12 protein-coding genes are annotated in these 13448 nt (G+C 74.1%); 5 read left to right on the top strand and 7 right to left on the bottom strand.

Annotated elements, in window-relative coordinates; translation table 11 throughout:
* Positions 1-78: 78 nt before the first annotated feature.
* Entirely contained in the window at positions 79-1857 is a 1779-nt protein-coding gene (gene kstD, locus OOK34_RS26325) for a 3-oxosteroid 1-dehydrogenase (RefSeq protein ID WP_323183461.1), read from the top strand.
* Positions 1858-1886: 29 nt separating this feature from the next.
* Here kstD and OOK34_RS26320 read toward each other — a convergent pair whose 3' ends face one another.
* Entirely contained in the window at positions 1887-2387 is a 501-nt protein-coding gene (locus OOK34_RS26320; RefSeq protein WP_267036333.1) for a hypothetical protein, read from the bottom strand.
* Between the two features lie 344 nt (positions 2388-2731).
* Between OOK34_RS26320 and OOK34_RS26315 the strand changes: the two genes are divergently transcribed.
* Genes OOK34_RS26315 through OOK34_RS26300 form a run of 4 tightly spaced genes read left to right on the top strand, consistent with a single transcriptional unit; the run spans position 2732 to position 6487 of the window.
* Positions 2732-3343, top strand: a complete 612-nt coding sequence (locus OOK34_RS26315; protein ID WP_267036332.1) for a hypothetical protein — start codon at positions 2732-2734, stop codon at positions 3341-3343.
* Between the two features lie 14 nt (positions 3344-3357).
* Positions 3358-3885, top strand: coding sequence for a toxin-antitoxin system, toxin component (locus OOK34_RS26310; RefSeq protein ID WP_267036911.1), 528 nt, complete (start codon positions 3358-3360; stop codon positions 3883-3885).
* 2 nt (positions 3886-3887) lie between these two features.
* Positions 3888-5078 carry an MAB_1171c family putative transporter gene (locus OOK34_RS26305; protein ID WP_267036331.1) on the top strand — a complete coding sequence of 397 codons (1191 nt, stop codon included), beginning with the start codon at positions 3888-3890 and terminating at the stop codon, positions 5076-5078.
* Positions 5075-6487, top strand: coding sequence for an NAD(P)/FAD-dependent oxidoreductase (locus tag OOK34_RS26300; RefSeq protein WP_267036330.1), 1413 nt, complete (start codon positions 5075-5077; stop codon positions 6485-6487). Before OOK34_RS26305 ends, OOK34_RS26300 begins: the two co-directional genes overlap by 4 nt.
* A 50-nt stretch (positions 6488-6537) precedes the next feature.
* On the opposite strand, the gene OOK34_RS26295 is transcribed toward OOK34_RS26300, so the two are convergent.
* From OOK34_RS26295 to OOK34_RS26270, 6 genes are all read right to left on the bottom strand, one after another.
* Positions 6538-9213: an AAA family ATPase gene (locus OOK34_RS26295; RefSeq protein WP_267036329.1), complete on the bottom strand. Its 2676-nt coding sequence runs from the start codon at positions 9211-9213 to the stop codon at positions 6538-6540.
* A 103-nt stretch (positions 9214-9316) separates the two neighbouring features.
* Positions 9317-9724 carry an ACT domain-containing protein gene (locus OOK34_RS26290; protein WP_267036328.1) on the bottom strand — a complete coding sequence of 136 codons (408 nt, stop codon included), beginning with the start codon at positions 9722-9724 and terminating at the stop codon, positions 9317-9319.
* 105 nt (positions 9725-9829) lie between these two features.
* Positions 9830-10069, bottom strand: coding sequence for a DUF397 domain-containing protein (locus tag OOK34_RS26285; protein ID WP_267036327.1), 240 nt, complete (start codon positions 10067-10069; stop codon positions 9830-9832).
* Positions 10070-10177: 108 nt separating this feature from the next.
* Entirely contained in the window at positions 10178-11353 is a 1176-nt protein-coding gene (locus tag OOK34_RS26280; RefSeq protein ID WP_267036326.1) for a thiolase domain-containing protein, read from the bottom strand.
* Complete coding sequence (locus OOK34_RS26275) at positions 11350-12429, bottom strand: thiolase domain-containing protein (RefSeq protein WP_267036325.1); 1080 nt, start codon at positions 12427-12429, stop codon at positions 11350-11352. The genes OOK34_RS26280 and OOK34_RS26275 overlap by 4 nt, the downstream gene beginning before the upstream one ends.
* Positions 12429-13391, bottom strand: coding sequence for a Zn-ribbon domain-containing OB-fold protein (locus tag OOK34_RS26270; protein ID WP_267036324.1), 963 nt, complete (start codon positions 13389-13391; stop codon positions 12429-12431). The genes OOK34_RS26275 and OOK34_RS26270 overlap by 1 nt, the downstream gene beginning before the upstream one ends.
* Positions 13392-13448 lie beyond the last annotated feature (57 nt).

The raw sequence follows: 13448 nt of genomic DNA, 5'->3' as shown, positions 1-13448 counted from the left end.
ATCCCCCGAACATTTTCTCTGACTCGGCATCAGAACGCCGGAGCCTCCCCCGTCCCCGCCACCCGATGGAGCCCGCCCATGACCCGGAGCACCGACCGAAGCCGTCCCGCCCTCCCCTCCCGCCGGGCGGTCCTCGCCGGGACGGGGGCCGGGGTGCTCGCCGCCGCCGTGCTGCCGGGCGCGGCCGCGGGGGCCGCCGAGAGCCCGCTCGGCGAGTACGACGTCGTGGTGGTCGGCTCGGGGGCGGCGGGGATGACCGCCGCGCTGACCGCCGCCCGGCGGGGGCTGAGCGTCCTGGTGGTGGAGAAGGCCCCGACCTTCGGCGGTTCGGCGGCGCGCTCCGGCGCGGGGATCTGGCTGCCGAACAACTCGGTGATCCTGGGCGCGGGGGTGCCGGACACCCCGCAGAAGGCGGCCGCGTACCTGTCGGCGGTGGTGGGTCCGGACGTACCGGCCGACCGGCAGCGGGCGTTCCTCGACAACGGTCCCCGGATGCTGGACTTCGTCATGGCGAACAGCCCGCTGAGGTTCCGTTTCATGGACGGCTACAGCGACTACTACCCGAACCTGCCGGGCGGGCTGAGCAACGGCCGTTCCATCGAGCCGGACCAGGTCGACGGGAACGTCCTGGGCGCCGAACTGGCGCACCTGAACCCGGCGTACATGGCGGTGCCCGCCGGGATGGTGGTGTTCAGCCAGGACTACCGGTGGCTGACCCTCGCGGCGGTCACCGCGAAGGGGCTCGCGGTGTCCACGGAGTGCCTGGCGCGCGGTGCGGCGGCGGCGCTGCGCGGGGAGGAGCCGCTGACGATGGGCCAGGCGCTGGCCGCGGGGCTGCGGGCCGGGCTGCTGCGGGCGGGGGTGCCGGTGTGGCTGAACAGCCCGCTGGTCGACCTGGTCCAGGAGGCCGGGGCGGTGACCGGGGTGGTGGTGGAGAAGGAGGGCGTACGGGGTGTCGTGCGGGCCCGCAAGGGGGTGGTCATCGGCTCCGGCGGCTTCGAGCACAACGCGCAGATGCGGGAGCAGTACCAGCAGCAGCCGATCGGCACCCAGTGGTCGGTGGGGGCGAAGGAGAACACCGGTGACGGGATCCGGGCGGGGCAACAGGCGGGCGCGGCCCTGGCGTTGATGGAGGACGCCTGGTGGGGGCCGACGATCCCGCTGCCCGGGGAGCCGTACTTCTGTCTGGCGGAGCGGACCCTGCCGGGGGGTCTGATCGTGAACCGGGCGGGGACGCGCTTCGTGAACGAGGCCGCGCCGTACAGCGACGTGGTGCACGTGATGTACGAGAAGGACCGGGGCCAGGCGGGCTCGCACATCCCGGCGTGGCTGATCGTGGACCAGAACTACCGCAACAGGTACCTGTTCAAGGACGTCCTGCCGACCCTGCCCTTCCCGGACGCGTGGTACGAGGCGGGCGCCGTGAAGAAGGCGTGGACCTGGGACGCGCTGGCGGGCCAGATCGGGGTGCCGGCGGGTGCGCTGCGGGCGACCCTCAACCGGTTCAACGCCCAGGCGTGGAGCGGGAGCGACGCGGACTTCCACCGGGGCGACACGGCGTACGACCACTACTACACCGACCCGAACGTGGTGCCGAACTCCTGCCTGGCGCCGGTCTGGGCCCCGCCCTTCTACGCCTTCAGGATCGTCCCGGGGGACCTGGGCACCAAGGGCGGCATCGTCACGGACGCGCGGGCCCGGGCGCTGCGGGCGGACGGCTCGGTGATCCGGGGCCTGTGGGCGGCGGGCAACGCGAGTGCGGCGGTGATGGGCCACAGCTACGCGGGGGCGGGATCCACGATCGGGCCCGCGATGACGTTCGGCTACGTCGCGGCGAACGACATCGCGGACGCGTAGCGCCCGGCGGCGCCGGCGGCCCCGGAGGGCTAGCCCTGCTGGAAGAGCTCGGCGGGGAGCGGCTTGAGCAGCGCGTAGAGGTCGTCGGTGATCGGGCGGTCCCAGCTGGCGATCGTCACGAGGACGTTGTCGCTGCGGTCGAACTGGACGCAGGAGATCCGGCCCTCGGAGAGCTTGATCTTGCGGACGATGAGGAGGTTGTCGCCCTGCATGACGGGACAGTCCTCGGCGCCGGTGACCTCGACGTCCTCGTCGTTCTCGAGGGCGTCGAGGAGCTGGGCCACCTCGAAGGGGACCTGGCCCTCGGCGAGCTCCCGCGCCGGGGATCCCTCGGGGAGGTTGCCGATGATCATCGCGGGGCCGCGGCCGCCGAACAGGTCGTAGCGGAGGAAGACACCCTGGCAGCTGCCGTCGGGGGCGGGCAGCAGCCCGGCCCCGAGGTTGCCCGGCCAGTCCCCCGGGTCCATGGCCAGGACGTCGAAGTCCGGGCCGGCGGGTGTGGCGGCGCGGTGGCGGCGGAGGAAGGACATGCCGCCATGGTACGTGTCCGCGCGGGTTTTCCGGCCCCGGGGGCTCCCTGCCGCCGGGGGCGGGAGCCGTCCGGGGATCCCGGACCTGCGGGTATGGGGCGTGTGGCTCTCGTACTCCTTACCGGCCGGGCGGGCCGGCGCGATGAGCTGCGACCATGCGCCCTTTCCCGCCACAGCCCGCCGCACTGGCTGTATCTTGCTGTGCGTCCCCACCTCCGGTCATCGATCGTTTTCGATTCGACAACGATCGGTTCGGTGCTGGGGATCTTGATGCCCGGGGGGGCCTACCGTCGTCCCGGGTGCGCAGACGGATCTGCCCTTCGGACGTATGGGAGCACAGACAGATGACTGTCCCCGTTGGCGGTCCGCCGCTTTCCCTCGCCGCGACGCTCACCCGGATCCGGGCGCTCGCCCAGGAGCGGCGACTGGACGTGGACGAGATCCTCGACGCGGAGTCCCTCGCCGGGCGGACCGGCGTCCCCGTGGAGGTGACGGCGGCCCTGCTGCGCGGTGAGGAGTTCGCGGATCCCACGCCGGAGGAGGCCGAGGAGACGCTCCGCCGTCGCGCGGCCTTCCTGTACGCCGTCTCGCGCGACACCCACGGACAGCCCTACGCGATCGCGGAGATCGCGGCGGCCATCGGCGTGGACCCCTGGTGGGTCGGCGCCCTGGTGTCGGGCCGCGAACCGCCGCACCTGCGGCACTGCACGGAGTTCGCGGCCTTCTTCGGCCGTGAGATCACCTTCCTGACGGACACCCCGGCTCAGGCGGTGAACAGGGCCCTGTGGCCTGCGGTCGAATCCCTCAACTACGGATCGGGCGACCTGATGGCCGACCTCATGAACCAGTACGGGCTCGTCTCCATCTCCACGCGGGGAAGAGCCCTCACCCGGACGCAGGAGACGCTGCTCCTGGGCATGATCACCGGAATGCTCTCCTCCGAGGTGGCCCGGTGAACCTCTCCCGTTCGATGCGCAAGCTGTGCACCGCGCTGACCTCCTCGCTCGACCTCGAGGCGCCGGTCGAGCCGCAGACGCTCTTCCGCGCCCTGTGCGACGCCATGAGCCGTACCCGTGGCGGGCGTCCCATCGTGCTGCGCTTCGAGCGCTTCCCCGCCGAACTGACCACCTCGGGTCTCTGGCTGAACATGGAGGACTACGACATCGTCGTGGTGGAGAAGTACACGACCGCCGACCACCAACTGGTCATCCTCGGGCACGAGCTGTGGCACATGAAGGCCGGCCACTGCACCGGGCACGGACGCGGGGCCGCCGACGCCGCCCGGGCGCTGCCCGACGCCTCCGACCTGACGTACGCCAGTGTCGCCGCCCGGTCCCACTACGAGGACACCCAGGAGATCGAGGCGGAGAGCTTCGGGCTGATGCTCGGGGACCGCTGCCGGGCGTGGCTGACGGGCGGCGACGCCCCCGGGGCCCGCCGCAACGACGTCGCGGGCCGGATAGGCAACGCCCTCGGCTACCGCGGACCGATCGGTTGACGGTGACCTCGGACAAGTACTACATCCCGTACCTCATACCGGCGGCGATCCTCACCCTGGCCTTCGCGATCCGCCTCCCGGTCATGATGAGGTTCTGGCGGATCGACCCCAACGTGCGGTCCGTCGGCGGCCTGCTCCTGCTGGCCTCGGCCGTCTTCTACTTCGGCCGGCCGAAGACGCTCGTGCTGCTGAACAGTTCCACCGGCGTCAGCAACTTCGCGGCGCCGCTGGTGTACACGCTGCTCACGATGTTCTGCGCCTCCTGCCTGATCATGATCATCCACTGGCGCGGGGGCGATCCCCGGCGGGTGCGCCGGACCAACTGGACGATCGGGATCGCCTACTCGGCCGTCGTGGCCGGCCTGTGGATCACCTTCGCGTTCGCCGACGTACCGGTCGAGCGGCTGCGGGACCTGGACACGTACTACGCCAACACCCCCTGGATGCGCGAGCACATCATGCTCTACCTGGGGGCCCACACCGTCGCCTGCGCGATCACGGCCGTGGTCACCTGGGCCTGGCTGCGGGAGGTGTCGGGGTGGCTGCGGTCCGGCCTGGTGCTCCTGGTCATCGGTTTCATCCTGAACCTCTGCTACGACACCGTGAAACTCACCGCGGTGTTCGCCCGCTGGAGCGGCCACGACCTGGACTGGCTCAGCACCTACGTCGCCCCGCCCATCGCCTCCGTGTGCGCCCTGTTCATCGCCGTGGGCTTCATCCTGCCCCACGCCGGCCAGGCGCTGGAGGGGCTCTGCCGGGACTACTACCACTACCGGTGCCTCGCCCCGTTCGTGAACGAACTGGCCGCCCTGGACACCGGTTCGCTGCGGCTGCCCCGGCGGTCCCCGATCAGCAGGCGCCTGGTCCACCGCAGGACCCAGATCAGCGACGGGCTGCTGCGGCTCCAGCCGTACGCGGACCCCGAGGTCCGCGAACGGGCGCTCGCCGAGGCCCTGGCCCGGGGCGAGGCGCCCAAGCAGGCGGCGGCGACCGCCGACGCGGTGGCCGTGGTCGCGGCCGTCGGGGCCCTGCGCCGGGGCGTCGAGGCCGAGGCGGAAAGCGGGCCGGCGCCCGTACCGGCGCAGGCCCCGGACCTCGTCGCGGTGTCCCGGGCCCTGCGCCGGTCCCCCGCCGTCATCTCCTTCCGCGCCCGGTCAGGGCCGGCGGACCATCCAGAGAGCGTGAGTTCATGAGCAGTTCACCACCGCCCCCCGGCCGGCGCACCTCGGTCGTCATCGGGGGCAGCCTGGCCGGCATGCTCACGGCCGCGGCCCTCGCCGGGTCCGGGGACGTCCTCGTGGTCGAGCGGGACGCGCTGCCCGAGGGGCCGCACCCCCGCAAGGGGCTTCCGCAGGCCCACCACGCGCATCTGCTGTGGTCGGGCGGGGCGGCGGCCGTGGACGCCCTGCTGCCCGGCACCACCGGACGGCTGAGGGACGACGGGGCCCACCGGATCGCGCTGCCCACGAACATGGTCGGCTTCTCCCCCGAGGGCTGGTTCCGCCGCTGGGCGGAGGAGTCCCACTACGTGCTCCTCGCCAGCCGCGACCTGCTCGACTGGCACGTCCGCCGGTCCGTGGCCGCGCTGCCGGGGGTCACCGTCCACGACCGCACCGAGGTGCTGGGCCTGGCGGGCGACGCCCGCCGCGTCACGGGGGTCCGGGTGCGCGGGGAGGACGGCGCGGAACGCGTCCTCGCGGCGGACCTGGTGGTGGACGCCTCCGGGCGCTCCTCCCGTACGCCGGTGTGGCTGCGCGAGTTCGGCCTGCCCGAGCCCGCCGTACGGACGGTGGACCCCGGCCTGGTCTACGCCAGCCGGATCTTCCGGGCCCCCAAGGACCTCGGGAGCACCTTCCCGGTCATCGTGAACATCCAGGCCGACCCCCGCGAGGCCGGTCCGGGCCGGTCCGCGACCCTGGTCCCGATCGAGGGCGACCGCTGGCTCGTCACCCAGTCGGGGACCCGCGGCGGCGAACCCACGAGGGACCCGGAGGCCTTCGAGGACTTCGCCCGGGCACTGCGGCATCCGATCATAAGCGAGCTGATCGCCGGGACGGAGCCGCTGACGGACGTGGTGCTCACCCGGACGACCGTCAACCGCAGGTACCACTACGAGAAGGCCGCGCTGCCCGAGCGGTTCCTGGTGCTCGGCGACGCGGTCGCCGCCTACAACCCGGTGTACGGGCACGGCATGTCGGTGGCCGCGCAGGGCGCCCTCGCCCTGCGGGACACGATCGCCCGGTGCGGCTGGTCCGACGAGCGGCTCGCCGCCCGCGCGCAGAAGGCCGTCGCCGGACCGGTGGCCGCCGCCTGGGCGCTGTCCACCGGGAACGACGTCTTCTACCCCGGCGCCACGGAGAGCGGCCCGACGCTGGCCGAGCGGTGCGCCGCGGCCTACGTACGGCGACTGATGCACACCAGCACCGGCAACGGGCGGGTGGCCCGGGCGGTCACCGACGTGATGACCCTGGAGCGGCCCGCCGCGCGGCTGTTCACCCCGCCGGTGCTGCTGGCGGCCGCGCTGGGGCCGCGCCGGGCGCAGCTGGCCGGGCCGCCGCTGGCGGCCGCGGAGCTGGCGGCGATCGCGGCGCTGCGGGGGTAGGGGGCGTCCGGCCCCGGTTCAGACCGGGGGCCGTCCGGGTCGGTGCGGACTCAGCTCGCGCGCTGGGCGAACGCCTCCAGGGCCCGGGCCGTGCTCGCCTCCAGGGCGTCGGCCCCGCAGGTGCGGCTGGTGAGGAGGGCGCGGGTGAGCAGGCCGGGGTCCTGGAGTTCGGTGCCCAGCGCGGCCAGGGCCCGGGCCAGTTCGTAGGCCGCCGGGGAGTCCTCCAGCAGGGCCACCGCCTCGCGCAGCAGGGCGGCCCGGTCCTGCGGGGCGGCCACCTCCGCCGCGACGCGCAGGGCCTGGCCGATGGCGGAGGGCGCGCCGAAGGCCCGGGCCCGGCGCAGGGCCTCGGCGGCCAGGGCGCGGGCCCTGGCGGGGTCGTCGGGGGCCACCGTGCGGGCGAGGAGCAGCTGCCAGGGGCACCAGGCCGGGTTCTGGATCCCGCGCGGGGTCAGCCTCCGGCCGACCGCCTCCAGTTCGGCGGCGGCCGCCTTCCGGTCGCCGCCGGCCAGGAGCAGTTCGGCGTACACGGTCTGCGAGTCGGGGAAGACGACGGCGGCGGGGAAGGGTTCCCCGTACTGGTGTTCCCGTGCCAGCCGCCAGGCCTCATCGACCCGGCCCCGGGCCACCAGGGTGGTGAGGAGGATGGCGATCGCGTACCAGTGCACGGGCGTACGGGGGCCCACGCGCTCGGCGAGCCGCAGTCCGGCGCGGGCCAGTTCCTCGGCCTCCACGAGCCGTCCGCGCCGGAAGCGGATGTAGGCGCGCAGGCTGTACGCGAAGGACAGGTGGGCGCCGTGCCAGCCCTGGCGTTCGAATTCGGCGGTGCCCTCCTCGAAGAGTTCCTCGGCGCGCCCGGGCCGGTCGGCGTACATGTGGACCATCGCGGCGAGCACCGGTACCTCGAAGCCGCGGTCCTCGTGGGCCCAGCTGAAGGGCTCCCGCAGGACCCGGCCCGCGTGGTGCAGGGCCACGTCGAGGGGCTCTCCGCGCAGGCAGGCGTCCCAGGCGCGCAGGCCGATGACGTAGCGCTCGGTGAGGTCCCGGCCGGTGAGGCGGTCGGCCAGTCGGGCCAGGCGGCGGGAGCGGGCCGGGGAGTCGGTTTCGGCGGCGTTGAAGGCGTCCCACATGAACTGTTCGGACTGCAGGCGCAGCCGGGCGCGCACGTCGTGGGTGCGCGGTATCTCGCGGCCGAGCAGCTCCGAGGCGGCGGCGAGGTGGTCGCTGTGGGCGAGGACCTGGGCGAGCCGGATGACGATGCCCTGGCGCAGCGCGGGGTCGTCGAAGGGTTCGGCGAGGGCGGCGCGCAGGTGGTTGACGGTGTTGGCGGGTTCGGTGAGCAGGGAGGCGCAGCCGAGTTCGTAGAGCACGGCGGCGCGTTCGCCGAAGTCCGGGGGCTCTTCCAGGGCGCGGGCGAGCTGGCGGCGGGCGGCTTCGGGGGCGCCGGCCCGGAGGTTCTCGGCGGCGGCCTCGCGCAGGGTGCGTACCACCCAGGGGTCGTTCTCGGGCTGGGTCTCCAGCAGGTGGCGGGCGGCCGCGGAGGAGCCGAGCCCGGCGTCGACGACGGCGGCCGCCGCCCTGCCGTGCAGGGCGACGCGCAGGGCGTCGGGGATGGCGCGGTATATGGCGGTGGCGATCAGCGGGTGGACGAACTCCAGCCCGGTGTCCTCCTCTTCGCCGGGTGCCCTCTCCGCCGGCGGGGCCGACAGGATGCGGGCGTCGCGGAGCCGGCCGGTGGCGTCGGCGGCCTCTTCGGCGCCGAGGACGGCGACCCGGGCGGCGATCCGCCGCGGGATGGCGGTGCCGAGGACGGCGCAGGCCCAGGCGAAGCGGACGGTGGAGGGGCCGAGGCTGTGGAGGCGGGCGACGAGCCCGCTGCCGCGCTGGGCCGCGGCGAGGTCGCGCAGCAGCGGGGCGCTGGCCGAGGTGGGGTCGAGGCCCTTGGCGCGGACCTTGGCGGTGAGTTCGACGGCCTCGAAGGGGTTGCCGGTGGTGACGGCCCAGGCCTCGCGGCAGAAGGCTTCCTCGGCGTGTGCCCCGACCGCCTCGCGGACCAGGGTGGAGACGGCGGCCGCGCTGAGCGGGGCAAGGCTGAGCGGGCGCTGTCCGGCCCGGCCGGGCAGCGTACGGAAGGCCTCGGCGTCCGCGGGGAGTTCGTCGGGGCGGTAGGCGGTGACGAGGAGCAGCGGAAGGTGTTCGGCGCGCGGGGCGAAGGCGGCGAGCCAGCCGAGGGACTCGGGGTCGGCCCAGTGGGCGTCGTCCAGGACGAGGACGACGGGGGCGCGCTGCACGGTGAGGTGGGTGAGGACCCAGTCGAGCCCGTCGCGCAGGCCCTGCGGGTCGGGCGGGGCGCCCTGCGCGGGGGCGCAGAGGCCGAGGGCGGGGCCGACGATGGCGTACCAGCTGCCGAGCGCGGCGCGCAGTTCGGCTTCCGGGCGGCCGGCCAGCTGGGGCTGGATGAGCTGCCGGGCGACGTGGAAGGGCTGGGTCTGCTCCTGTTCACCGCCGCGTGCGGCGAGCAGGGTGCAGGAGCGGGCGAGGGCGCGGCGGCGTACTTCGGCGAGGAGGGTGGTCTTGCCGAGGCCGGCCGGGCCGGAGAGGGCGAGCAGGCCGCCGCCGGTGTCGGGGCCGGCGCCGGTGAGCCGGTCCAGCGCCTCGTCGACGGCGACGAGTTCGGCTTCGCGTTCGAAGAGCGTGCGCCGTGTGCGGGTCCGGCGTTCCGTCATGGCTGGTACCCCCCAGGCCGGCTCGGGAGATCAGCGTACGCCCGCGCACGCGCGAGGGGATCCCACTCTCGGATAAGAATCCGATCTTCTCTTCGGGGGCGGGTCAGCCCCGCGCGGAACGTGCCGCGAGCTCCTCCAGGACGGCCACGGCCTCGGCCGCGCGGTCGGCTGCCACGAAGAGGTGGTCGTGGTGGTAGCCGGCGATGACGTTGCAGCTCAGGCCGTGTGCGCCGAGTTCGGTGGCGAAGGCCGCGGTGAGGCCCACGGCGTCGAGGGCGGAGTGGATCCGCAGGGTGATCCAGCCGGCGGTGTAGTCGTAGGCGAGCCCGGCGGCGTCGGCGTCCTCCTGACGCAGGACCAGGGTCAGGCCCTCGGCTTCCCGGACGGTGGCGACGGGTGCGGTCCCGGCGGGCACGGTGCCATCGGGAACGGTGCAGAACACGTACCGCCCCTCGTTCAGCTCGGGCCGCATGCCGCTCAGGAGTGTGCGCAGGTCGTTCTCTCCGCTCATGCCGCAACCGTAGCGGCTGCGCCCGGTGCGAGCGGGTACGGCCGGCTGCCGGGGCGCCGCCCCGCACGGCAACGGCCTTGCGGGGCGGGGCCGGGCATGGCCGGTTCAGGTCAGGTCGAACTCCCCGCCCCGGGCCTCCAGGACGAACTTGCGCCACTCGTCCGGCGCGAAGATCAGCGAGGGGCTGTCGGGGCGTTCGCCGTTGCGCATCGCGATGAACCCTTCCACGAAGGCGATCTGGACGTCGCCCACCCCCCGGCTGCTCGAGCGCCAGTCCGCCCCGCTGAGATCGAGGTCGGGCTTGCCCCAGCCGGCGAGGGGCTGCGAAGTCATGCTCTCGGCCACGTGTGGCTCCTCCCGGTACGTCGTCCGGGGGCCCAGGGTAGCCATCGCGGCGGGCGGCGCACAGGCCACGGTGAGTCACCCGTGGCCGGTGCGGCACACCGCCCCCGGTCAGGAGGCCGGCGGCTGCGCCCCGACCAGCCACATCGCGAAGAACTGCGCGCCGCCGCCGTACGCGTGCCCCAGCGCCCGGCGGGCTCCCGGGACTTGGTGCTCCCCGGCCGCGCCCCGGACCTGGAGGGCCGCCTCGGCGAAGCGGATCATGCCGGAGGCGCCGATCGGGTTGGTGGACAGCACCCCGCCGGAGGGGTTCACGGGGAGGTCGCCGTCGAGTTCGGTGACCCCCGCCTCGGTGAGCTTCCAGCCCTCGCCCTCCCCGGCGAAGCCCAGGTTCTCCAGCCACATGGGTTCGTACCAGGAGAACGGCACGTACATCTCCACCGTGTCGATCTCCCGGCGCGGGTCGGTGATCCCGGCCTGCCGGTAGACGTCGGCCGCGCAGTCCTTCCCGGCCTGCGGGGAGACGAAGTCCTTCCCGGCGAAGAGGGTCGGCTCGCTGCGCATCGCACCGCCGTGCACCCAGGCGGGCGGCCTGGGCGAACGGGCCGCGCCCGCACGGTCGGTGAGGACCATCGCGCAGGCGCCGTCCGAGGAGGGGCAGGTCTCGGAGTACCGGATCGGGTCCCAGAGCATCGGCGACGCCTGGACCTTCTCCAGGGTGATGTCGTGCTCGTGAAGGTGCGCGTACGGGTTCTTCAGCGCGTTGCGCCGGTCCTTGTAGGCGACGAGCGAGCCCACCGTGTCGGGCGCGCCGGTGCGCCGCATGTACGCGCGCACGTGCGGGGCGAAGAAGCCGCCCGCGCCCGCCAGCAGCGGCTGCTGGAAGGGGACGGGGAGCGAGAGCCCCCACATGGCGTTGGACTCGGACTGCTTCTCGAAGGCGAGGGTCAGGACGGTGCGGTGGACGCGGGCCGCGACCAGGTTGGCGGCGACCAGGGCGGTGGACCCGCCGACGGACCCCGCCGTGTGGACGCGGAGCATCGGTTTGCCGACCGCGCCGAGGGCGTCCGCCAGGTAGAGCTCCGGCATCATCACGCCCTCGAAGAAGTCGGGGGCCTTGCCGATGACGACCGCGTCGATGTCCGCCCAGGTCAGCTCGGCGTCGGCGAGGGCGCGGGCGGCGGCCTCGCGGACCAGGCCGGCGAGGGAGACGTCGCGGCGGGCGGCGACGTGCTTGGTCTGGCCGATGCCGACGACGGCTACGGGCTCCTTGCCCTGTGTGCTCATGCCGGGTCCCCTTCCAGGACGGCGACCAGGTTCTGCTGGAGGCAGGGGCCGGAGGTGGCGTGGGCGACGGCCCGGTGGGACTCGCCGCGGTGGATGCGGGCGGCCGCCTCGCCGATCCGGATCAGGCCGGCGGCCATGACGGGGTTGGCGGCGAGGGCCCCGCCGGAGGGGTTGACGGCCACCGCGTCGCCTTCGCCTTCGCCGAGTCCGAGGGCCTTGCGGAGCACGACCTCCTGGGAGGAGAACGGCGCGTGCAGTTCCGCCGTGTCGACGGGGCCTTCGAAGACCCCGGCGTGCTCGGCGGCGATCCGGGTGGACGGGGAGTCGGTCAGGTCGCGCAGGCCCAGGCCGTGGGCCTCGATGCGGTGGTCGATGCCGGTGATCCAGGCGGGCCGTTCGCACAGCCGCCGCGCGAGGTCGCCCGCGGCCAGCACGACGGCGGCCGCGCCGTCCCCGACGGGCGGGCAGTCGCCCGTACGCAGGGGCCGCACCTGGTAGCCGCCCTGCGGGACGGCTCCGCTGAGCTGGGCGTGCGGGTTGCCCTCGGCGGCGGCCCGGCTGCGGGCGCCGATGGCGGCCAGCGCGCGCTCGTCGGTCTCCCCCGCGTCGATCAGCGCCTGCGCCTGGAGGGCGGCCAGGGCCACCGAGTCGGGCCACAGGGGGGCGAGGTAGTACGGGTCGAGCTGCCGGGTGAGGACGTCGCGCACGGAGCCCGGGGAGGACTTCCCGTACGCGTAGACGAGCGCGGTGTCGGCCTCGCCGGTCTGGATCTTGACCCAGGCCTCGTAGAGCGCCCACGCGCCGTCCATCTCGACGTGCGACTCGGAGATCGGCGGCCAGGCGCCGACCCCGTCGAGGGTCATGGTGAAGGAGAAGGCCCGGCCGGCCAGGTAGTCGCTGGAGCCGGAGCAGGTGAAGCCGATCTCGCCCGCCTTGAGGCCGGTGGCGGCCAGGACCTGGTGCAGGACCGGCATCACCATCTCGACTTCGCTGAGTTCGTCGGTGCGGCGCAGGTGGTCGCTCTGGGCGAAGGCGACGACGGCCACGTCGCGTGCGTGCCTGCTCGTCCTGGCCATCAGATGAGCTCCTTGTACGCGTCGTAGTCCGCGTCCGGTTCGCCGGTGGGGCGGTAGTGGTCGGGGTGGCGGCCGCCGTCGGTCCACACCGGTTCGACGCGCAGGCCCATGCGGACCTGGTCGTACGGGATGCCGCCGATCCGGCCGTGGAGGGCGAGGCCGGCGCCGTCGAGGGCGATGTGGGCGTAGACGTAGGGGACCTCGATGTCGAGGTTCCGCGCCTTGATGTTGACGATGCAGTAGGTGGTGACGGTCCCGGCCGGGCCGACCTCGACCCGGTCGGTGGTGGCCACGCCGCAGGTGGGGCAGGCGCCGCGCGGGGGGACGTAGACCTTGTGGCAGGAGGGGCAGCGCTCGCCGACGGTGCGCCGCTCGGAGAGCGCGTTGATGTAGGCGGTCTGGGCGCGGCCGGGGCTGTAGGTGTAGTCCAGGCGGGCCTCGGCGACGATGCCGGTGACGGGCTCGGCGAAGACCCCGTCGTGCGGGGTGGCCGCCCCTCCCGTCTCCTCGCCCCCGTACGGCTCGAAGCAGGCGATGTCGGTGATGGCCCCGGTGCGTTCGGGGGCCCAGCGGACCCGTACCCGCATCCCGGTGGACACCGCCTCGGGGCCGGGAGCGTCGAGGGCGTGCAGGATCGCGGTGTCCGCGCCGTCGAGGCGTACGAGGACCCAGGCGAAGGGAGCGGCGAGGGGCTGGTGGGGGCGGGGCTCCCCGTTCCAGGCCCAGGTGGTGACGGTGCCGGTGGGGGCGACCTCGACGAGCTCCCGGATCTCCTCGGCGGTGACGGGGTCGTACTCGGCGGGCGGCACCATGACGCGGCCGTCGGAGGTCTTGACGCCGAGCACGACGCCTTCGCGGAGGCCCGTGAGGAAGGCGCTCTGGACGGGTCCGAGGGAGCGGGTGAAGGGGAACTCGACGACGAGAGGCGCACGCAGCACCTCGGGCGGGGACGCGGCTGTCATGGGCGGGTCTCCGATTCTCCGTGAGGGGGCGGGTTGGCCGACGGACGGCGGTGCGGT

The sequence above is a fragment of the Streptomyces sp. NBC_00091 genome, from assembly GCF_026343185.1.
In the GTDB taxonomy this organism is placed as follows: domain Bacteria; phylum Actinomycetota; class Actinomycetes; order Streptomycetales; family Streptomycetaceae; genus Streptomyces.
The sequence above is the reverse complement of the archived record's forward strand: the minus strand, read 5'-3'. Positions and strand labels throughout refer to the sequence as shown.

Bases quoted from the DNA above. Each gene is read 5' to 3' on its own strand.
- kstD (WP_323183461.1), top strand. From the start codon at position 79: ATGACCCGGAGCACCGACCGAAGCCGTCCCGCCCTCCCCTCCCGCCGG.
- OOK34_RS26320 (WP_267036333.1), bottom strand. From the start codon at position 2,387: ATGTCCTTCCTCCGCCGCCACCGCGCCGCCACACCCGCCGGCCCGGAC.
- OOK34_RS26315 (WP_267036332.1), top strand. From the start codon at position 2,732: ATGACTGTCCCCGTTGGCGGTCCGCCGCTTTCCCTCGCCGCGACGCTC.
- OOK34_RS26310 (WP_267036911.1), top strand. From the start codon at position 3,358: ATGCGCAAGCTGTGCACCGCGCTGACCTCCTCGCTCGACCTCGAGGCG.
- OOK34_RS26300 (WP_267036330.1), top strand. From the start codon at position 5,075: ATGAGCAGTTCACCACCGCCCCCCGGCCGGCGCACCTCGGTCGTCATC.
- OOK34_RS26295 (WP_267036329.1), bottom strand. From the start codon at position 9,213: ATGACGGAACGCCGGACCCGCACACGGCGCACGCTCTTCGAACGCGAA.
- OOK34_RS26290 (WP_267036328.1), bottom strand. From the start codon at position 9,724: ATGAGCGGAGAGAACGACCTGCGCACACTCCTGAGCGGCATGCGGCCC.
- OOK34_RS26280 (WP_267036326.1), bottom strand. From the start codon at position 11,353: ATGAGCACACAGGGCAAGGAGCCCGTAGCCGTCGTCGGCATCGGCCAG.
- OOK34_RS26275 (WP_267036325.1), bottom strand. From the start codon at position 12,429: ATGGCCAGGACGAGCAGGCACGCACGCGACGTGGCCGTCGTCGCCTTC.
- OOK34_RS26270 (WP_267036324.1), bottom strand. From the start codon at position 13,391: ATGACAGCCGCGTCCCCGCCCGAGGTGCTGCGTGCGCCTCTCGTCGTC.